Here is a 19,511-nt window from a genome sequence, read left to right as displayed (position 1 = left end):
ACTATAATAACGCACTCTATAAAGATATTTTCGTATTGTCAACGGCGATAGTGAAATAAATGCGGCGCGGCTTCGGAATGCGGTGAAAGAATATTTCACAGCTGCCGAAATATTACAATATGTCCGAATAGTTTATGCATGCCTTTTTTTATGTGAATCGCTTCTTTGAAATCACTTCTTCGCGACTGCCTTCGGAAGTGCTTCAATGGCATACAGCGGGAGATTTATCAGATCTCCGTCTATCCTGAAATCCGACATGGAGACTCTTACCGAAGTTTTCGGCTCGAACTTCTCTCTGAATGTCTTCAGACTCTTTGCCCGCAGATTTTCCTCCGCCTTGACCTCAATCGGTATGGGGTCGACGGCGACCGAAGTCAGAAAATCAATCTCGGCGGATCCCTTGTCGTTTGTCCAGTAGAATAAGTCCAGACCCTTCATCCTCATAATCTGCTGAGCGACGAACTGCTCCGTAAGTGCCCCTTTAAACTCCGAAAAGAGTGTGTTGCCGTTTAAAAGCGTCGCGCTGTCCAGTGAGACCATGCAGGATAAAAGCCCGACATCGAGGACAAAGAGCTTGAAAGCCTTAAAGTCCTCATACGCCTTGAGAGGAATCCGCGGCGCGGTTACGCGGTTGATTCTGTATGTCAGTCCGCAGTCGCAGAGCCAGAGAAGCGCAAGTTCAAAGTCCTTTGCGCGTGCGCCTTCCTTTATGAGTCCGTAGATATACTTCTTGTTCTCCTTCGAGAGCTGTGCGGGGATGCTGTCCCAGATCATCCTGATTCGCGGAATTATCTGCGACGGCGCATGTTTTGATAAGTCCTGCCCGTATGCATCGATAATTCTCGTCTGAATCTCGCGTGCCCGTTCATAATCGGCATTTTTTGCGAAATCGGCGACAACCTCGGGCATGCCGCCGATATAGTAGTAACTTTTCAGTGCCGCGATGTAGATGTCTCTGAAACGTGATACGGTATCGAAATTGCCGTCCTTGATCAGCCCGGCGAACTGTTCCTTGCCCGTTGCCATGAGGAATTCAGTAAACGAGAGCGGATAGAGCGATAGAAATTCCACCTTACCGACGGGGAAGGATGTGCCCTGATGAAGAGCCACACCGAGAAGCGATCCCGCGCAGATGATGTTGTATTCGGGCGCATCCTCGCAGAAGTACTTAAGGGAGGTCAGCGCTCTCGGGACCTCCTGTATCTCGTCGAATATCAGAAGGGATGCCTCCGCATCTATCTTTTCGCCGAGGTAGAGTTCCAGATTGGGGATTACGGTCGAGGGGTTTATGTCTCTCTCGAATATGCCTTTTAAGGTTTCGCTGTTCTCGAAGTTGATGTAATAGGTCTTGGCGTAGTATTTATCTCCGAATTCCTTCATGAGCCATGTTTTGCCGACCTGACGCGCTCCTCTGATTATAAGCGGCTTTCTGTCGGCTCTGTCTTTCCACGCGGCAAGTTCTCCGATAAGTTCCCGATACATATCTTATGGTAATATTGTATCTTCATCTACATAAATTCCCACGAAAAAGTGTACTCAGACAACACTTTTTCCCACGAAAAAATGTAGTGACAGTACACTTTTTCGAGGGATCTTTTTTTTCAGGTGTCTGCGTCGATATTTTTGAAAAATGCGCGGGCAAAACGGAGTAATTTTCGGCATGTTCCCTGACGCCTGTTCAAAAAAGTCCCTGCGACATCGATTACCAAGATTCATACATTAAAAAAACGAAGAGTATTCAAGTTATGTTCATAGGCATTGATCACGGAACAACCGCAATGCGTTTTGCATCGTGCAACAATCATTTCAAAATCTCGCGCAGGGATGCAATCTCCTTTGAGTATACTCAGCTTGAGGAACTATGTCCCATTGACGATATTGATGGTATCGCCGTCTGCTACTCCATGGGCGATGCAATCTCGGAGATAACCGATATCAGAGCCGTCAAAAACCGCGGTATCGTCACCCGCGAAGGAGCGGGGGAGCACATCGGCGGCGGCACAAAGGTCTATGACGAGATAGCCCGCAGCGGCATACCCGCGGTGGTCATCCCCGGCATTCACAGAAATTCACCGACCGACCCGCGATTCAAGGTATACTCGCATCAGACAAGCCCCGAAAAACTCGGGATTGCCTACGCCGTTACGAAAGACCTCGGCGGCGACGTCATAATATCGGATATAAGCTCGAATACGGTCTCGCTCCTTGTCAGCGGCGGTAAGGTCGTCGGCGCATTCGATGCCTGTATATTTGCGCCCGGCACCACGCACGGCGCAATCGACGTCGACGGCATAAGGAAGATAGACAACGGCGAATGGAGCGCCAATGACGCGTTCATGCACGCCGGCGCCGGCGCAAACGTCCCCGAAGAACTTCAAAACAGCACGGTTGCCATGTTTGCGGCGATGGAATGCGCATCGCTCAAACTCCTCAACCGCGGCGCAAAGGTCGCACTCGCGGGAAGTCTCGCGCCGGTTGTCTTCGGCGAAATCGAGGACCTTCTGGGCGAAAAAGTCGCGGTCTACGACGAATGGTGTGCGGCACGCGGTCTTTCCATGATCGCCGAAGACGTCTTTTCCGGAAAGAAAAACATCCTCGGTCTGAACGTAAATCTGTGAACTTTGAACTCTGAAAACCTTTTATAACTTTTTTTACTACATTAATGCATGAAAAGATGCACAAAAAGATGCATATATAGTAACTTTTCCGCAACAGCCGTTCTCGTTGCTCTCGCAATGGCGGCGCTGATCCTTTCCGCGGGATGCACCTCAATCGCAAACCCGCCTAACCCTTCAGGTTCCGCAGGTGTTGCCTCCGATTCTCAGGGCACGGATACGGCATCGGCAGCGTCCCTGACCGCGGAACCCGTATCTCCCGATACTATAAAGGCAACATGGGTATCGACCGGGAAAGTGAACAAATTCGACGGCAACGGCTACTCGATTGAATACTCCTTTGTCGGTGAAGGCAGAGGTATTCTGATATTCTACGAAAACGGCGACAAATATCTCTTTGAAGAGCCGTTCGGCTGGGAATACATCGGTGCCGACAATGCGACGAATGCGCAGAGATACAAAATAGAGTATTTCTCTAAGTTGAACGGAATTACGGAAGAGGTAAGCCTTCTGCCAGACGGCAAGACACTGACCGACTCGAGCGGCTTCAGATACGCAATGTCCAAACTTTCACAGGCATTCGCAAAAGAATTCTGATTCTTAATGCCATAATTTTTAAAACAATTAAATCCGTTAAAGCGGTTAAGAGAAAAAAGAAAAACTCAAAAAATATTTTTGGGTTTTTGTTTTTTGGGATTTGTTTTTTTGTTTTCGTATTTTATTCGGTTTTGTATTTTATTTTGTATCTTTGGGATTTTGGTATATTCAGTGTGTTATATTAGCGGTGCTTACATCATCGGGGGCATTCCGCCGCCCATTCCGCCCATGCCGCCGCCCGGCATGCCTTCGGGTGCGTCGCCCGCGCCCATCTTCGAAGCCGCGATTACGTCATCGATTCTTAAGATCATGATTGCCGCTTCCGCAGCGGATGCGATTGCCTGTGTCTTTACACGCATCGGTTCAACGACGCCTGCCTTAAGCATGTTGACCGGCTTTCCTTCGTAGACGTTAAGACCGAATGTCTTGCTGTCCTTCTTCTTGCTCTCGTGCTCGGCACGGAGTTTTCCGACCATGTCAATCGGGTCAAGACCCGCATTCTCTGCGAGTGTGCGCGGAATAATCTCAACGGCAGCTGCAAATGCCTCGATTGCAAGCTGTGCACGTCCTTCCTGTGTGGCTGCGTACTCGCGGAGTCTGAGTGAAAGCTCAATCTCCGGTGCGCCTCCTGCCGCAACGAACTTCTTGTCCTCGACCGCAACCGAGACAACGCGGAGAGCGTCCTCGAGTGCGCGGTCAAGCTCGTCGACAACATGCTCGGTACCGCCGCGGACGATAAGTGTGCACGCCTTGGGGTTCTTACATCCGGTAACAAAGATCATTTCCTCGCCGCCGACCTTCTTCTCCTCTACAAGACCTGCCTTTCCGAGTTCGGCAGCCTCGATTGCATCGATTGACGAGATGATTGTTGCGCCCGTTGCGCGTGAGAGTTTCTCGAGATCCGACTTCTTTACACGGCGGATACCGAGGACTTTTGCCTTTGCAAGGTAGTGCTGTGCGATATCGTCGATACCTTTCTGACAGACAAGGACGTTGGCGCCCGACTTTACAATCTTGTCGACCATCGACTTGATCATGTTCTCTTCTTCGTCAAGGAACATCTGGAGCTGGTCGGGTGATGTGATTGAGATCTCTGCGTCGACCTCGGTCTTCTTGAACTCGACCGGTGCGTTTAAAAGAAGAATCTTTGCGTTCTTGACCTGCTTGGGCATGCCGGGGTGGACACGCTCTTTATCGATGACTACACCCTCGATAAGTTCGGATGCGTCGATTGTGCCGCCGACCTTCTTCTCGACCTTTACGAAGTCTGTGTCAACGGTTCCGTCGGGGTCCGCGATCATTGTGATTGCTTTGACGACAAGCTCGTTGAGCTTCTCTTTTGCAGCCTCGGCGCCCTTGCCGGTCATTGCCGTTCCCGAGATTGCCTTGAGCATCGCAATGTCGGTCGGCTTTACGTCGATTGCTATTGATTTGATGATTTCCTGTGCTTTGTCGGCCGCAAGTCTGTAACCGTGTGCGATTACCGTGGGGTGAACGTCCTGCTCGAGAAGTGTCTCTGCCTGCTTTAAGAGTTCACCTGCGATGACTACTGCCGATGTTGTTCCGTCGCCGACCTCGTCGTCCTGTGTCTTTGCGACCTCGACCATCATCTTTGCCGCGGGGTGCTCGATATCCATCTCTTTGAGGATTGTTACACCGTCGTTTGTGATTACAACGTCGCCGATTGTGTCGACGAGCATCTTGTCCATGCCCTTCGGACCGAGTGTCGTACGAACTGCGCCCGCAACTGCTTTAGCTGCCGCGATATTTCCGCTCTGCGCATCGCGTCCGCGTGTGCGCTGGCTTCCTTCTTTTAATATAAAAATTGGCTGTCCGCCAAGGTTTGCTGCCATTGATTATATTCTCCTAAAATTATCCTAAAAAAGTGGTTTGTAGTTCTATATAAAAGTTATGTATTGCTGTTGTTCAATGCATGAAAAATCAGAAAAATGAACGGGATGAATCGGTCGTTTATCCCGCGGTTTATCCCGTGACTGCGATAAGCGGTCTATGACTCATCGATAAGCGCGATGAGTTCGGAGCCGTTGTCGAGTGTTCCGAGTTCCTCCTCGCTGATTATGAGTGTCCTGCCTATCTTCTTGCGCTTCTGATAGTCGGTGAGGACGCAGACTGCTTTCGTGTCTATGATATCCGAGATATTTCCTATGAGTGCGGCGCGCTTGAGCGCTTTCTGCGAACTGCCGTATCCCGTGAGAATCGTGGATTCCTCATAGAAGCAGAGTGCCTCGAATGGTGCTCTCTGCATCGTATGCGTGATGATTCCCATCCTCTCGAAGTCCTGCGGCATTTTAATGGCGCCCGGCGCATCCGAAGAGGTGCTCAGAGCCGTGCCCTTACCGCTCTCGACCGCGGCGGAACCCGTTGCACCCGCACCGATTCCCGCGATCTCGCTGCCGCCCGCCTGACCCGCGACGCCGGTCTTTGATCTTTTGGAGTCCTTTCCTTTGCCGCCGAAGTCAAGCAGAGCCTCGAGTCCGCCCGCACTGCCGTGCGAGAGCAGATTGATGGCCTCGACGATGGCGCTGTCGAAGATCTCCTCAAGCCTGATTGCGATATCCAGAGTTGTGCTCATGCCGCTCTCGTACTTTGAGATTGTCCTTCTGGAGACTCCGAGCGATCCCGCAAGATCGCCGAGCGACATGTTGCGGCTCTCGCGCAGTTCGCGAAGTTTGGAGCCGTTGATATTGACATAGAGACCGCCGGGCTGTGCGTATACGAGCGGCGGCACGTTGTCTACGAAGAAGTCATAGAATGTCGTGGAGCTCGTCGCGATTATGCCGTAGCGCAGGTAGACCGCACCGCGTTCCAGTTCAAAGTCGCGTGCCTTTTCGCCGATGATAATAGGCGTCGCATTGAGGTGTTTTGCTATAAACGCGAAGTTATGCGCACTCTCCTCTCCCACGCTGTCGATGTGCGGCACTATCTTTACGATGATAATGGTATCGCCCTTCCTCGCAATGAGATCAAAACTGCGGGGGCGCATCTTACAGCGCTCCGATACGTTGTAGCCCGCCATTATCAGCACGCTTACAACTGTCTGAAGGAGTCTTTCGTGCGACATTTTGATTAGATTATGATTATCAGACTAACAGATAAGGATTGCCCTTCCCGATCTTTTCTTTATTCTCTCTATTTATTCTCTCTATATCCTTTACGTACCTGTTTAGGTTGTTTATCCGACCTCTCCCCGATTGCCCGTCACGGATTTAACTGCCTCTATACGCCCGACGCAATGAGAGCGCGCCGGCGCCGTTGCGCACGTTTCGGGTGCACGGTTCATGCGGTTTTTCCACAGGTTAATGATTGCCGAAGTTGAATATAAATCTGTTATATGGCAGGCAGTATATATCGGGATACCGTTTCAAAGGTTCCGCGGATTCGTATCGGTATCGATGATACGGACTCGCCCGACGGTATGTGCACCACGTATCTGGGCGCACTGCTCTGCGAACGACTGGAAAATCTCGGTTATACAATCGCGGACAGGCTTCTGATACGCCTGAATCCTAACGCGCCGTTTAAGACCCGCGGCAATGCGGCGGTCTGCATAGTCCTTGAAAGCCGCTGCGGAGAACGCGGCAATGACGGAGGGCACGGGGACGGCAGTGAACGCGAACCGGGTATTGCCGATGAGAAAAAAGAACTCTTCGAACTGGTCTGCGGGCTTATCGACGAATACGCCGAGTTTGACTGCGAAAAGACGAACCCCGGCGCCGTCGTCTGCGAATCGCCGATATCCCACGCATTCTATGAGAAGGCGCTCCGCCATTTCTGCACAATCGATGAGGTGAAGGCGCTTCTTGACAGCAGACCCGATGTCCTGTATCGCGGCTGGAAACTCGGTCGCGGGCTTATCGGCGCGACTGCGGCCGTCTCCGCCGACCTGCCGGATTTTACCTATGAACTTCTCGCATACCGCAATCCTAAGTCTAAGGGCATACGGGAGTTCGACCGCGATTCGATATTCAGGGCGGAGAAGGAAACATATCCGCAGACCTGGGACTCGGTGGATCCCGTCAACGACGCCGTTGTCTGCGTGCCGCATACCCCCGACCCGGTTCTCTTCGGCATCCGCGGCTACTCTCCCGATGCGGTCTCAAAGGCGCGGTCCTGCATAATCTCCGAAAATCCCGAACGGCAGATGATCTGGCGCACGAATCAGGGCACGGATGCCCACCTGATTGACGGCGATATTTCAACTATTGAGGAGGGCTGTTCATACCGCCTGCCCTGCTATGTTCTGGAGACTCCGGCGACTCTTGAGGGCGGCCATGTCCTGCTTAAGGTCACGGATATGCCGATTGCCGAAGGGGATGCCGGCAGGGTTCTCGAATGCATGGCTTATGAGCCGACAAAGAATTTCAGGGATATCGTAAGGAATCTGAGGCGCGGTGATTTCATCACAGTCTGCGGCAGTTACAAGAACGGCAGTCTGAATCTCGAGAAGATCCGCGTTCTGAGTCTTGCAAAAGATACGGTTACAAAGCCGCCGGTATGTGCCTGCGGCAAGAGGATGACAAGCGCGGGTCGCGGTCAGGGCTATAAGTGCAGGAAGTGCGGCGCGAAGGCGATGGAACCCGAGATTACGGAGATCCCGCGCAGGATTGCCGAGGGATGGTATGAGGTGCCGCCGGTTGCAAGACGGCATCTTTCCATGCCGCTGGTGCGGCGCGCGAATCAATGCGCGAATAAATAAACCTTTATGGCTCTTTCAAACGTATAAATCAGAAAAAACAGCGGGAAAAATCATGAGAATTCTTTTGGTATCCACACAGGACTATATCCATCACCCGATCCCATCAAGGCACCATTATATCTTTGAATATCTTGCACAAAGGCATGAGATACATGTGCCGCATTTTCATGTAAGCGAAGGTCCCGAGCGAAAGACCCGTCTGAAAGTTCATGAAGCAACAAAGTATTTCCAAAAGAGTCCTGCCCTGCATTATGCGCTCAACGCGTATCACCATTATAAAGTAATGGACAGAATAATCCGCGACGAGAAGATAGATATTGTTGTGGCAGGCAATGTTCTCGCGGGAACCGCCGCGCTTAAAGCCGCAAAGAAACATAATATTCCGGTACTTTTTGACCTCAAGGACTGGTTCCCAGATTCCGCCGCAATCTATTACAAAAATCCTTTACTGAAAAAGATGGTTCATTCCTTTGTCTATGCCGTCACGAAATACAACTTAAAGCACAGTGACAGAGTAACGACGGTCTCGCCCAAGCTTCAGGAAATGGTCAATGATATGGGCATAGAATGCGGCATGATACCCAACGGCGTTGCAACCGATTATTTCAAGCCAATGGACACGATGATTGGAAAGAACCTCTGCGGAATCAGTCGCGATGAATTTGTAATCGGTTTTTTGGGCAGCATTGAACGCAGATTCGAGCTTGATGAAGTGATAAAAACGCTTCGCGAACTGATAAAATACAATGACAAAACCAGACTGCTTATTGTCGGCGGATCGCTGTTTACCGACTATCTTGATGAATTAAAAGCTCTGACTGAGAATCTCGGTCTTTCCGACCGTGTAATATTTACCGGTCTTATCGAGCACACCGAACTTCCGAAATATATCTCTGCAATGGATGTCTGCATTATTCCGCTGAAATCCGAAGAATGGTACGGCATATCCATGTCCAACAAGTTCTTTGAGTATTCCGCATGTGCCAAACCGGTGCTCATAAAGCCAGCGCCGGGAATAATGGCGCTCGGATGGGACAATACCTTTGTCTATGAGAACAATGAGCAGTTTGTCGAGAGAATCAAATACATAATGGACAACCCGCGGGAATACACCCCGGATGTCAGTGAATACAGCTGGTATAAGCGCGCCGATGATATTGAAAAGGAACTTTTCAAGCTACTGGATGAAAAGGAAAAGAAGAGTTCCGAATAATTTTCATATTTTTCGCATATCCTATTTTGACGGCTTGAAGAAGCCGTATTTCAGACATTCTTCGACCATCTCAACAGCGCGCATACCCGAATACATGTCTGACAGCGGCTGTTTTCTTGTGACAATGCTGTTGACGAAATCCGTAAGTTCGGTCTTCAGTGGTTCTTTTTCCGGAATGGATACGGTCTTTACGGTTCCGTTTGACACAACAGGATACATTCCGTTATCTCCTTCCTGAGTCTCTATAACGCCGTCAAAGACCTCTATCTCGTTGTGTTTCATGTAGTCGATTTTTACAGACAATTTACTGCCGACAACGGTAAGATTTCGCATCTTCCTGTCAAAAGGAGAGATCCAGCTTTCAGTGGCGTAACCCGAGATTTTGTTGTCAAATCCCATAAGAATGCTGGCAAATTCCTCAATTTTAGGCTGCAGAAAAGTTCCTTCGGTCATCTTGACCATGTTGGGGTAATTCGTGCCTAGCAGGTAACAGTAGAGATCAAGCTCATGAACCCCGAGAGCATACATGACGCCCATGTCGCGGCGCGGTGCGGAATATGCAAGACGGTTTGTGTAAAGATAGTAAATACGTCCGAAATCGCCGTTATCTATCATCTCTTTTACTTTTGTGACACCAGGATGATATCTGAAGAGATGTCCCGGCATAAGGATTTTTTTATGCTCTTCCGCAAGTTTTACGAAGTCCTTTGCTTCCGAAGTACTCATTGTCATAGGCTTTTCGACGAAGACATCTTTTCCTGCAAGGATTGCATCGCGTCCCAGCGGGAAATGCGTATGCGACGGCGTTACTATATCCACGGCGTTAATCTCGGGATTTTTGAGAATTTCCTTATAGTCGGTGGTATACTCGACTTCTCCGCCTGCAAGTTCCTTTACGCGCGATTCGTCGATGTCGCAGAAGATTAATCTGTCGATAATTCCTTCTTTGAGCATCTCTTTCCAGTTTCTGGCGTGGTTTTTGCCCCAATAACCCGTGCCTATAAGTCCTATTCCTACCATGGTTTATGCCTTTGACAATAAGTATAGTGTTTAAACGAGTATCAATATCTTTCAACAAATCTCGTTATCAGTTTGCGTTATCCGTTTAATGTATGATCTGAATAAAAAAGTAGTTTGTGTTACCGCACAAAAAAATCAATTCTAATCAGTTCTCATGGAATTGAGTGATTTTTTCGGCGATATACTCACGCTCGGCTACCGTAAGGAACGGATGAACGGGTATTGAAAGTATTTTTTCGGCGGCAGCCTCGGTTACCGGCAGTCTGACAGGTGTCGTCAGCCCCTTCATTGCCGGCTGAAGATGCACGGGGAGCGGGTAATGAATGCCTGTTGCGATACCTGCTTCTTTTAAGTATTTCTGAAGATTGTCGCGGTCGTTTACCCGTATTACATACTGGTGATATACAGCCACGACATCCTTCGATTCTTTTGTAAGAGTGACATTCTTTGAATCTTCAAAGTATTTGCTGTAAAACGCGGCATTGATACGCCTCTGTCTGTTCCATTCCGCAAGATGCTTCAACTGCACTCTTCCGATTGCGGCATGAACTTCACTGAGACGCAGATTGAGTCCCGGGTAATCGTGATGGTACTTCTCACCCTCTTTTCTGCCCTGATCGCGAAGGGCGCATGCCATCTCGTAAAAATCATCGTTTCCAGTGGTTATGGCGCCACCATCGCCGCAGACCGTCATATTCTTGGACGGGAAGAAACTGAATGCCGCTACGTCCCCGATGGATCCGATCTTTCTTCCTTTATACAGCGCGCCGTGTGCCTGACAGGCATCTTCAATAATATAGAGTCCTTTTTCATCGGCAATCTCTTTTATTGCATCCATATTGCAGGGATGACCGTAGATGTGTACGGGTATAATTGCCTTTGTTCTCGGCGTTATCTTCTTTCTGATGTCTTCGGGGTCTATTGTCATGTTGTCCCCGGTGATATCGGCGAAAACAGGTCTGCCGCCGCAGAAAAGAACCGAATTTGCGGTGGCAATGAATGTATGGGACGGAACAATCACCTCATCTCCATGTTTGATGTCGAGGCATTTCAACGCCAATATAAGTGCGTTTGTTCCCGAATTTACGGTTACGGCATGTTTTACCTCGCAGAAATCGGCAAATTCCTTCTCAAGGCCGCGGTTCTGCTCGCCCTTGATGTAGTTCCCGCTCTTAAGAACGGATGCCGCCGCACTCTGTATCTCGTCGTCGCAGAGCATCTCTGCCATATTTATCTTTTTTATTGATTTATCCATCATTTTCACCTTATTGTTCCCACATATACGGTCTTTCAAATTTTTTCATCACGCAGTTCAATTCGGTCTTTTCTTTTATGACGCGGGCAGGGTTGCCGACCGCAACCGCATTTTCTGGGATATCATCGACCACAACCGAGCCGAAACCGATTACAGCGCCTGCACCGATCTTTACTTTAGGTCCTATGGTCACGTTTCCGCCTATCTTTGCACCTTTTCCTATGACAACACCTTTGGCACAGTTGCTGAAATTCGGGCACGGCGGATGAAGTGTGTTTAAGATTGCAACACAAGGACCTATCCAGGCATTATCCTCTATGACTACAAATTCCGGAATAAAACAGTTCGAATGTATCCTTACATTGTTTCCTATGGTATTTCCGCACTCAACTATGCTGTGTGTGCCGATACTTACGTTGTCGCCGATTACATTCTCCTCACGAATCATTGCACCGTGACCTGTCTGAAAATTGTCGCCTATACGATTGCCTTTGTAGATTACGGTATGCGAGCGTATATTGCAGTTGTCCCCGATAACCAGAGGTTCGGTTATTTTATCAGGATCTTCGCCGAGGATGGCATATTTACCTATCTTCGGATTTTTGCCTGTTATTAGAGTTTCCATAAATCGACCTGGTGAACGTTTGAACGTTTTAAAGATTTAACAATCTGATATAATTTCTATCTGATAATGCTTATTTCTTTATCTGATTCAGCAGGAATTGCTGCAATGATGAATCTTGATCTAAATCGAGATATGGTGTATAAGTCATAAAAATCTATAAAAGATTCAAATCTAGATATCAATAAGGAATAATTTATGGATATATCCGAAATTGCAAAGTTGAGAAATATTATCCTCATTGTCCTGCTTGCCGTATTTACGGCATTTGCACTCTGGGTGAGGATGCTTCCGGCAGACGGGTTATTTACGGAGACCCTGCCAAATCTGCTCGGAAACGACCCGTGGTACATGTTGAGACAGATAGAGTCAATGACTGCCAACTCTCTTCAGTATCCGTGGTTTGACCCGATGACATATTATCCGTATGGTATGGACAACTTCTGGGGTCCGCTCTTCCCGATGATTGCATCAATCATGTGTATAATCGCCGGCGCGGCAACACGTTACGACATAATGTATGTCTCATCCACATTGCCGGCGCTGATGGGTGCCGCAACCGTGGTACTTATGTACTTTGTCGGAGCAAAGGTTGAAGACTGGAAGACAGGTATCATAACCGCACTCTTCACGGCAATCGTCGCCGGTCAGTTCCTTTATCGTTCTTTATTCGGTTTCGTCGATCACCATGTCGCCGAGACCTTCTTCGGCGCACTTTTCTGTCTGATGTATATTGCTTATCTAGCATATGTAAGAGAGCATCCCATAGATTTCGGCGATAAAGAAAGCCTGAAAATCCCCGCACTGATAGCGGTCTTATGCGGTATCGCATATGTCATAGGTCTTGCCAATATGCCGACAATGATTCTGTATGCCCTTATTGCCGCAATATATACAGGTATTCAATTTATCTGGGACAGAATAAAAGGCAGGACAACCGAATACCTCGTGTTGCTCAACGTTGTCACATTCGGAGTTGCGATACTCGGATTCTTCATAATAGGTCTTCACCATACAGGTATGGTGCTCTCATGGTACTCTTTAGGACATCCCGTAGCTTATATCGCACTCATTCTTGCAACCCTTGTATTATACGTAATTGAACGCGGTCTCAGAGAGAAACCTCTCTCATATTATGCGGGTGCAATCGCAGGCATGTGCGTTGCCGGATTCCTGTTTGTTATCTTTGTAACTCCCGAGATCTATGCATTCGTCATCAACGGATTAAATTCATTCTTCGGATACAGTGCGAATCTCCTTACAATTCAGGAGGCAAAGCACTGGGAGTTTGACGGTGCATGGTCATCCTTCAACTTCGGACTTATCCTCATGGTTCTGGGTTTCATAGCGGCGGCTTACAGATTCGTGAAAGAATCCAAACAGATCTATCTTTTTGTCATAATATGGTCACTGATGATGCTCTATGCGACGACGATTCAGATAAGATACGAGTATTATCTTGCCGTTAACGTCGCACTTCTGGGCGGTATCTTCGTAGCATGGGCTGCGGAATACGGTCTGAAGGATCTTCTGCTTCTTATAGGAATAAAGTCGGAAAAGTCCGGGAAGCCTTCAGAAACTGAGACTGCTTCAGCCTCGGAGGATAATGCCGAAGAGACTGCCGCGGGCAAAAAATCAAAGAAGTCGGCAAAGAAAGCAAAACCCGTCTCTAAAAAAGATCATGCAAACCTGTTATCCGCAGGCGTATTAATCTTTGCAGTTCTTCTCTCGATACCGTTCGTATATTTCTCGGCAACACATGATATTGCCCTAGGAAATGCGATGAAACAGGGCGGCATGACACCCGACTGGGAAGAAGCCCTGAGCTGGATGGGTGAGAATACACCCGATACGGGCATTGATTACTACGCAATATACACACGAGACTCGTATGAGAATCCGGAAGAGGCCTACGGCATAATGACATGGTGGGATTACGGACACTGGATAACCTTCATATCCAAGCGAGCGCCGAATTCCAACCCGTTCCAACGTGGTGTCGCAGGTCCTAACGGGGCTGCGGCATACTTCATTCAGCAGGATGAAGCGGCGTCCAACGCCATACTTGACAACCTGGATACACGCTATGTAATCACGGATGCCGAGATGGACACGGCGAAGTTCTGGGCAATGTGCACATGGTATAATTCGAGTGCGGGTACGGGTCAGTATCAGCAGACTTTCGCCATGATAAATCCGGATAACTCAATCAGTACCGGAAACCTCTACTCGGAGAAGTATTACAATACGATGATCTCGAGGCTGCACAACCTTGACGGCTCCATGGTTGAACCGACTTCCGTATACTATGTTGAGTACGTTGACGGCAGCCTCTACTCAATACCCATCCCGATTGTTACCGATGCTAGGGAGATGAGCTATGCCGATGCAAAGGCAGCGGTTGATGCATACAATGCAAATGCCAGGGCAGGATACGGGGCGGGAATATACAGTCTTTCACTGACGGCACCGTCGGGTGAAGTTCCGGCACTGGAGCACTACAGACTTATCCATGAATCGCCCTCGTCGCCGTTCAGCGCAGCTACAACCTTAAAATATGTCAAGGTCTTTGAATATGTAAAAGGTGCGAAGGTTAAAGGCGACGGTATAATCGAGATTGATCTCGAGTCCGATCAGGGACGTAAGTTTACCTATTCGCAGCGCAGCACGGACGGTTACTTCACGGTTCCGTATTCCACAACCGGAAACAACTACGGAACCAAGGTTCTCGGTGACTACAGAATCCGCGGCACACAGCAGACCTTTAAGGTAAGCGAGGATGCCGTGATGAACGGTCTTAGCGTGAACTGACCGCCGGCTAAAAAAGAAAAAAATCCAATATTTTTTAAAAATCCGATAAAATCATTTCAAAATTATTTTCTGTTTTTTGTTATTCAGATATTGGATTGTTATTGTGTTATTGAATTGTGATAGGATTGTTATCGGTTTGTCTTCTTTACTCTTGACGGATCAACGCAGGATATCTCAAAGCCGGGGATAACCACACGAACCGCAGGCATTACCTTTGTGAGATCGGCGACAAAAACAAATTCAGCGCTGTCGCGAATCGATGAGAGAATGATTCCTATGTCGCGGTTGATGTAATCCGTGCTCGGATCGGGCAGTTCGGAGATGCGGCATGTCTCGCATTCGGCATTCGCGGACCCGAACCACATTGAGTTGATTCTTTTAAGTCTGTCATAACCGGCTCTCTCGAGAAGCGATTTCTGATCGGCGTTCTTATCGGCATACTCGCCGTTTAAGCGTGAGGCACGCCTCTGTGCCACATCGATGAGTGCCTTAATTGCGGCATTAACCGGTGAGAGGTCGTATGCCGATCCGGTGACAAGCATGGCTGGATCGCGGGTCGTGTAATCGTCGCAGGCGGCGGCGACGGTCACGCCCGCTCCTTTTGACGGCAGACTCCAGAGATTTATGCCGATGCCGTTATTCTCGAAGGTTGCGAGAAGGTTCCTTAAGACCTGCGGCGCGTTATCGTCGATTATGACTCTCTTCCCCAGGTTGCGGCTTTTCTCGGCGGCGCTCAGCGCATCGCGCTCTATGACCTCGCAGAGCGCATGATATATTGCCTCTTCCGTCGTGTTTCCCGCGCCGAGACCGTTGGAATCGCTCCTGAAGAGCTGCTGCGCCATTCCGAGCGGGTCGTAGGGGTGGAATACCGCGTTTGCGGGGATATACATCTCTGCGCAGTCGGTCAGAGTGAAATCATCGGTTATGTTCTCCGTTTCTCCTTCTGTTCCTGATTCCGGCACATCCGTGTCAAACCCGCTCATAAGGTCGGTTGCCAAAACCCAGTGAAGTTCTTCGCCGATTTCAAGGGATCGCGGAAGTATGAGTTCCGCGGGGTCGAGGGCACGTGTAAGACCCAGTCTTTCGTAGCTTGAAAACTCCATTGCGTCGTTTCTGTATTCGGAGCTGAAGCGTTCGACTGCGCTCATGAGCGATGCCGCCTTGGCATCTGCGGGGGTGACGCCCGCGGCCGTGTGGATGCGTGCCCCGCCCCATGCCGCACGCGGTCTTGCTATTGTATAGACGGGTATTCCGAGTCTGTCAAGTGATGTTATCTCAAAGAAGTCGATAGCGCCGATGTCCTGCATGAGAGGCTTTAAAATCTCCGCGGTCTCCCCGGAACTCTTTGATCTGCGGCAGTATCCGTCTTCTGCGGCAGTATCCGTTTTTTTGACTTTATTGATTGTGATAACGCTCATTGAAAAAAATTCGACTTTAATGTTTATATCAATGCTTATATTTTCGTAAGACACAAAATATCATCTGATGAAAGAAGGTGAAATTGCCGTCGGAGATATCGTGAGGTATCCGAGCACGGGAACAACGGGGCGCGTGGTTGCGCTTGAAAATATTCCCGACGAAGGTACGGGTATCGGCGGAATATATGCGACACTCGATTCGACCGGACTGAGATACCGAATCGACAAACTCATCCGCGCCGAAGCCGTTGCCGAAAAGCAGGTAAGAGAAGAGTTCTCCGATCTTGACAGGCTCAAGCGTGCGGAAGACATGAATGCCAAGGATATAAGCGACGCATTCGACAACGTAAACGGCGTCGGCGCCGGATAATCGGAATAGTAAACAGTATTGAGAATTATTTATCCTTCACACAAATTCCATATCTTTTGAATATTCGTAGATTGAATATTCGTAAAAATTGTTATATCTGTTATGGCAATAATTTGAAAATAACATAATTTGAAAATGACATAATTTGAAAATGGCAATACTTTGAAAAAAAGTATTTTTAATGCTGTTTTTAACTTATTCGAGTTATTTTGTATTATGATGTGTTTTGCAGTCTTATCCGATTTCAGTGCGAGTGTGAGTGTGCTTCGTCCTCAATCGGTATTGTCGTGAGTTTGACCGAGTCAACACCCTTCTGCGCCATAAGTGTCTCGGCAATCCTCTTGATGTCGCCGGCATCGCCGCGGACGAGGATAATTTCAAGGCATTTGTCATGGCTTACGTGGGAGTGAAGCGAGGACTGGATAATATCCATGTTCTCGTGCTGAATCTCGGTAAGGACCTGCATAAGACCGCGGTGCTCGTGATCGTAGACCATGGTGATGACTCCCTGACGTTCGCCGGTGACATCGGACATCCACTGATAATATGTGATATAACTTCGGATAGCATCACGTATGCCCTCGGAACGTGAAGAATATCCTCTTAAATTCAGTATTTCATCAAACTTGTCGAGAAGATTTTTCGGAAGCGATATGCCTATTCTTGAGAGATCTGAATCATGTACCATATTTTTCACCTTAATCAGAGATCATGGACTCACGTCATGCCCTGATAACATAATTTTACTTTTTGCGTACATTTATATTATTCTTTCTTACTTATTGTGCAGGCACTCCATAGGTTCCCCAAAATTTTTTCATAAAATGTCGATATTCGCCGAATATATTTTTAGCAAACATTTCATCGTTCGTCCTCAAACATTTAACCTTACCGTAACCGTCGCAATCCGTGACAAAGTCACATGCGCATTTACGTTTTACTGGAGTGAATATGCTAAGTTTTATTCCTTTTACAGTCATACACTACTGCAGAAATCAACTTCTAATTCCGAACTGTTTTGTGTAATCCGGTTTATTCAATCATATCCGCCTAAACCGGCGGCACGACCACAAAATCTGATTGCGGTTCGGCAATATCCAAGGAGGTCTGAGAATCAGTGAGCAATGAATTTATTCCGGATATAAATATCGGTCTTGTAGGTCATGTCGATCACGGTAAAACCACTCTTGTAGCGGGAATTACGGGACAATGGACGGACAGACACAGCGAAGAGATAAAGCGCGGCATCTCCATACGCCTAGGATATGCGGACGCGACCGTATACAAATGCCCCAACTGTGAGGGCGCGGATGCCTATTCGTCCGCGAAAGTCTGCCCGCATTGCGGCGCGGAGACCGTTCCCTACAGAACATTTTCGTTTGTCGACGCACCCGGTCACGAGACGCTCATGGCGACGATGCTCTCGGGTTCCGCCATCATGGACGGCGCCATGCTCGTCATTGCCGCGAACGAAAAATGCCCGCAGCCGCAGACAAAAGAGCATTTAATGGCTCTGGAGCTTGTCGGAATCAAGAATATCATAATTGTTCAGAACAAGATCGATGTCGTCTCGCAGGATCAGGCACTTGCTCACTATAAACAGATAAAGCAGTTCGTGAAGGGAACCATTGCCGAGGATGCGCCGATTATCCCAGTTTCCGCACAGAAAGGAATCAATATCGGCGTTCTGCTTCAGGCTATCGACGAGTACTTCCCGATTCCCAAGCGCGATCCGACGCAGGATCCCGTGATGCTTATCGCAAGATCTTTCGATATCAATAAGCCGGGATGCAACTGGCGCGATGTCAAAGGCGGCGTTATCGGCGGCTCGCTCATCCAGGGTGTCCTTAAAGAGGGCGACGATATCGAGATTCGCCCGGGCAGAAAGGTCGAGACGGAGAATCAGGTCCGCTGGGAGCCGATTCTGACAAAGATTACGACGACGAACTCGGGTGTAAACAGAATCGCGGAGGCTACCCCGGGCGGTCTTATCGCTATCGGAACCAAACTTGACCCCGCGATCACAAAGAGCGATGCGCTCTCCGGTCAGGTCGTGGGTCTTGAGGGCAAACTGCCGCCGGTCTGGAGCAGGCTCTCCTTCAAGGTCTCGCTCATGGAGAGGGTTGTCGGCGCCGATGACGAGTTCGTAATCGAGCCGTTAAAGCACAGGGAGCCGCTCATGCTCTCGGTCGGCACCGCAGTCACGGTGGGTGTTGTTGCCGGCGCAAAGAAAGATGTCGTCGAGGTCGATCTCAAGAGACCGGTCTGCGTCAAGGTCGGCTCGCGCATTGCAATCAGCAGAATGGTCGGCGGACGCTGGAGACTTATCGGAATGGGAACTCTCCTCGGAGACAAATCCTGATTCCGATTGATTAATCCGATATCAGATATTCCGATAAATACGGAAGATAAATCCGGAATTTCAAATTTTTTTATGGACACTCAGACCTCAGACGAGATGCCGCGCGTGCCGCGCGTTCTTTTCGATGCCAATGCGCTCATGATTCCCGGGGAGTTCGGCGTAGACGTATTCACCGAGACCGAGATGCTTATCGGCAGTTATGAGCCGATTACCCTGCGCGGTGTCGTCAACGAGCTTGAAGGACTCTCGCAGGGCAGAGGGCGCGGCGCGTCCGCGGCAAGAGTGGGTCTGAGGCTCTCGCAGAGGTGCACGGTCTGCGACAATCCGAGCGAAACCGTGCCCGTGGATGACATGATTGTCATGTTTGCGGAGAATTCCGGATGTATTGTCATGACGAACGACCGCGGTCTGAAGAAGAAGCTGAGCAGATGCGGTATAGATATCATTGTTCTTCGCAACCAGAAGACACTTGATATAATCAGAAGCTAAATAAGTACAGTATCAGACTCCG

At 48.9% G+C, this 19,511-nt stretch carries 16 protein-coding genes; 8 read left to right on the top strand and 8 right to left on the bottom strand.

What is annotated here, in order from left to right; translation table 11 throughout:
- Positions 1-171 precede the first annotated feature (171 nt).
- Positions 172-1,482 carry an ATP-binding protein gene (locus T502_RS01450; protein ID WP_042705286.1) on the bottom strand — a complete coding sequence of 437 codons (1,311 nt, stop codon included), beginning with the start codon at positions 1,480-1,482 and terminating at the stop codon, positions 172-174.
- Between the two features lie 263 nt (positions 1,483-1,745).
- Here T502_RS01450 and T502_RS01445 point away from each other — a divergent pair, with 263 nt between their 5' ends.
- Together T502_RS01445 and T502_RS01440 are read left to right on the top strand one after the other, a co-directional pair.
- Positions 1,746-2,618, top strand: a complete 873-nt coding sequence (locus tag T502_RS01445; RefSeq protein WP_042705285.1) for a methanogenesis marker 12 protein — start codon at positions 1,746-1,748, stop codon at positions 2,616-2,618.
- Positions 2,619-2,735: 117 nt separating this feature from the next.
- Positions 2,736-3,212, top strand: a complete 477-nt coding sequence (locus T502_RS01440; protein ID WP_042705284.1) for a hypothetical protein — start codon at positions 2,736-2,738, stop codon at positions 3,210-3,212.
- 191 nt (positions 3,213-3,403) lie between these two features.
- On the opposite strand, the gene thsA is transcribed toward T502_RS01440, so the two are convergent.
- A complete protein-coding gene (gene thsA, locus T502_RS01435; protein WP_042705283.1) occupies positions 3,404-5,065 on the bottom strand; it encodes a thermosome subunit alpha in 1,662 nt (553 codons plus the stop codon).
- Positions 5,066-5,220: 155 nt separating this feature from the next.
- Positions 5,221-6,294, bottom strand: coding sequence for a transcriptional regulator (locus tag T502_RS01430; protein ID WP_042705282.1), 1,074 nt, complete (start codon positions 6,292-6,294; stop codon positions 5,221-5,223).
- Between the two features lie 270 nt (positions 6,295-6,564).
- Here T502_RS01430 and T502_RS01425 point away from each other — a divergent pair, with 270 nt between their 5' ends.
- Both T502_RS01425 and T502_RS01420 read left to right on the top strand, forming a co-directional pair.
- The gene (locus T502_RS01425) at positions 6,565-7,929 is read left to right on the top strand and encodes a tRNA(Ile)(2)-agmatinylcytidine synthase (protein WP_245597731.1); all 1,365 of its coding nucleotides are present in this window, start codon (positions 6,565-6,567) and stop codon (positions 7,927-7,929) included.
- A gap of 52 nt (positions 7,930-7,981) precedes the next feature.
- Positions 7,982-9,142 carry a glycosyltransferase family 4 protein gene (locus T502_RS01420; protein ID WP_042705281.1) on the top strand — a complete coding sequence of 387 codons (1,161 nt, stop codon included), beginning with the start codon at positions 7,982-7,984 and terminating at the stop codon, positions 9,140-9,142.
- A 21-nt stretch (positions 9,143-9,163) separates the two neighbouring features.
- Here T502_RS01420 and T502_RS01415 read toward each other — a convergent pair whose 3' ends face one another.
- From T502_RS01415 to T502_RS01405, 3 genes are all read right to left on the bottom strand, one after another.
- The gene (locus T502_RS01415) at positions 9,164-10,162 is read right to left on the bottom strand and encodes a Gfo/Idh/MocA family protein (RefSeq protein ID WP_042705280.1); all 999 of its coding nucleotides are present in this window, start codon (positions 10,160-10,162) and stop codon (positions 9,164-9,166) included.
- Between the two features lie 145 nt (positions 10,163-10,307).
- Complete coding sequence (locus tag T502_RS01410) at positions 10,308-11,417, bottom strand: DegT/DnrJ/EryC1/StrS family aminotransferase (protein ID WP_052358964.1); 1,110 nt, start codon at positions 11,415-11,417, stop codon at positions 10,308-10,310.
- Positions 11,418-11,427: 10 nt separating this feature from the next.
- On the bottom strand, positions 11,428-12,042 hold the full coding sequence (locus T502_RS01405; RefSeq protein WP_052358962.1) for an acyltransferase: 615 nt from the start codon (positions 12,040-12,042) through the stop codon (positions 11,428-11,430).
- 195 nt (positions 12,043-12,237) lie between these two features.
- On the opposite strand from T502_RS01405, the gene T502_RS01400 reads away from it, so the two are divergent.
- The gene (locus tag T502_RS01400) at positions 12,238-14,850 is read left to right on the top strand and encodes an oligosaccharyl transferase, archaeosortase A system-associated (protein WP_042705279.1); all 2,613 of its coding nucleotides are present in this window, start codon (positions 12,238-12,240) and stop codon (positions 14,848-14,850) included.
- A gap of 128 nt (positions 14,851-14,978) precedes the next feature.
- Here T502_RS01400 and T502_RS01395 read toward each other — a convergent pair whose 3' ends face one another.
- On the bottom strand, positions 14,979-16,268 hold the full coding sequence (locus tag T502_RS01395; protein WP_042705459.1) for a YcaO-like family protein: 1,290 nt from the start codon (positions 16,266-16,268) through the stop codon (positions 14,979-14,981).
- Positions 16,269-16,335: 67 nt separating this feature from the next.
- Here T502_RS01395 and T502_RS01390 point away from each other — a divergent pair, with 67 nt between their 5' ends.
- On the top strand, positions 16,336-16,638 hold the full coding sequence (locus tag T502_RS01390) for a DUF2098 family protein (RefSeq protein WP_042705278.1): 303 nt from the start codon (positions 16,336-16,338) through the stop codon (positions 16,636-16,638).
- Positions 16,639-16,882: 244 nt separating this feature from the next.
- Here the strand turns inward: T502_RS01390 and nikR are convergent, their stop codons facing one another.
- Complete coding sequence (nikR, locus tag T502_RS01385) at positions 16,883-17,326, bottom strand: nickel-responsive transcriptional regulator NikR (protein WP_042705277.1); 444 nt, start codon at positions 17,324-17,326, stop codon at positions 16,883-16,885.
- A gap of 429 nt (positions 17,327-17,755) precedes the next feature.
- Here nikR and T502_RS01375 point away from each other — a divergent pair, with 429 nt between their 5' ends.
- Positions 17,756-19,000 carry a translation initiation factor IF-2 subunit gamma gene (locus T502_RS01375; RefSeq protein WP_042705275.1) on the top strand — a complete coding sequence of 415 codons (1,245 nt, stop codon included), beginning with the start codon at positions 17,756-17,758 and terminating at the stop codon, positions 18,998-19,000.
- 72 nt (positions 19,001-19,072) lie between these two features.
- Positions 19,073-19,489 (top strand): type II toxin-antitoxin system VapC family toxin, encoded by a 417-nt coding sequence (locus T502_RS01370; RefSeq protein ID WP_052359054.1) that lies wholly within the window; start codon positions 19,073-19,075, stop codon positions 19,487-19,489.
- Positions 19,490-19,511: the final 22 nt, after the last annotated feature.

It is taken from the genome of Methanomicrobium mobile BP, assembly GCF_000711215.1.
Lineage (GTDB): Archaea > Halobacteriota > Methanomicrobia > Methanomicrobiales > Methanomicrobiaceae > Methanomicrobium > Methanomicrobium mobile.
This window is presented reverse-complemented; position numbering and strand designations above follow the sequence as displayed.

Coding starts and splice junctions, on each gene's coding strand:
- T502_RS01430 (WP_042705282.1), bottom strand. CDS start 6,294: ATGTCGCACGAAAGACTCCTTCAGACAGTTGTAAGCGTGCTGATAATG.
- T502_RS01445 (WP_042705285.1), top strand. CDS start 1,746: ATGTTCATAGGCATTGATCACGGAACAACCGCAATGCGTTTTGCATCG.
- thsA (WP_042705283.1), bottom strand. CDS start 5,065: ATGGCAGCAAACCTTGGCGGACAGCCAATTTTTATATTAAAAGAAGGA.
- T502_RS01440 (WP_042705284.1), top strand. CDS start 2,736: ATGGCGGCGCTGATCCTTTCCGCGGGATGCACCTCAATCGCAAACCCG.
- T502_RS01370 (WP_052359054.1), top strand. CDS start 19,073: ATGGACACTCAGACCTCAGACGAGATGCCGCGCGTGCCGCGCGTTCTT.
- T502_RS01410 (WP_052358964.1), bottom strand. CDS start 11,417: ATGGATAAATCAATAAAAAAGATAAATATGGCAGAGATGCTCTGCGAC.
- nikR (WP_042705277.1), bottom strand. CDS start 17,326: ATGGTACATGATTCAGATCTCTCAAGAATAGGCATATCGCTTCCGAAA.
- T502_RS01420 (WP_042705281.1), top strand. CDS start 7,982: ATGAGAATTCTTTTGGTATCCACACAGGACTATATCCATCACCCGATC.
- T502_RS01390 (WP_042705278.1), top strand. CDS start 16,336: ATGAAAGAAGGTGAAATTGCCGTCGGAGATATCGTGAGGTATCCGAGC.
- T502_RS01405 (WP_052358962.1), bottom strand. CDS start 12,042: ATGGAAACTCTAATAACAGGCAAAAATCCGAAGATAGGTAAATATGCC.
- T502_RS01395 (WP_042705459.1), bottom strand. CDS start 16,268: ATGAGCGTTATCACAATCAATAAAGTCAAAAAAACGGATACTGCCGCA.
- T502_RS01400 (WP_042705279.1), top strand. CDS start 12,238: ATGGATATATCCGAAATTGCAAAGTTGAGAAATATTATCCTCATTGTC.
- T502_RS01415 (WP_042705280.1), bottom strand. CDS start 10,162: ATGGTAGGAATAGGACTTATAGGCACGGGTTATTGGGGCAAAAACCAC.
- T502_RS01425 (WP_245597731.1), top strand. CDS start 6,565: ATGGCAGGCAGTATATATCGGGATACCGTTTCAAAGGTTCCGCGGATT.
- T502_RS01450 (WP_042705286.1), bottom strand. CDS start 1,482: ATGTATCGGGAACTTATCGGAGAACTTGCCGCGTGGAAAGACAGAGCC.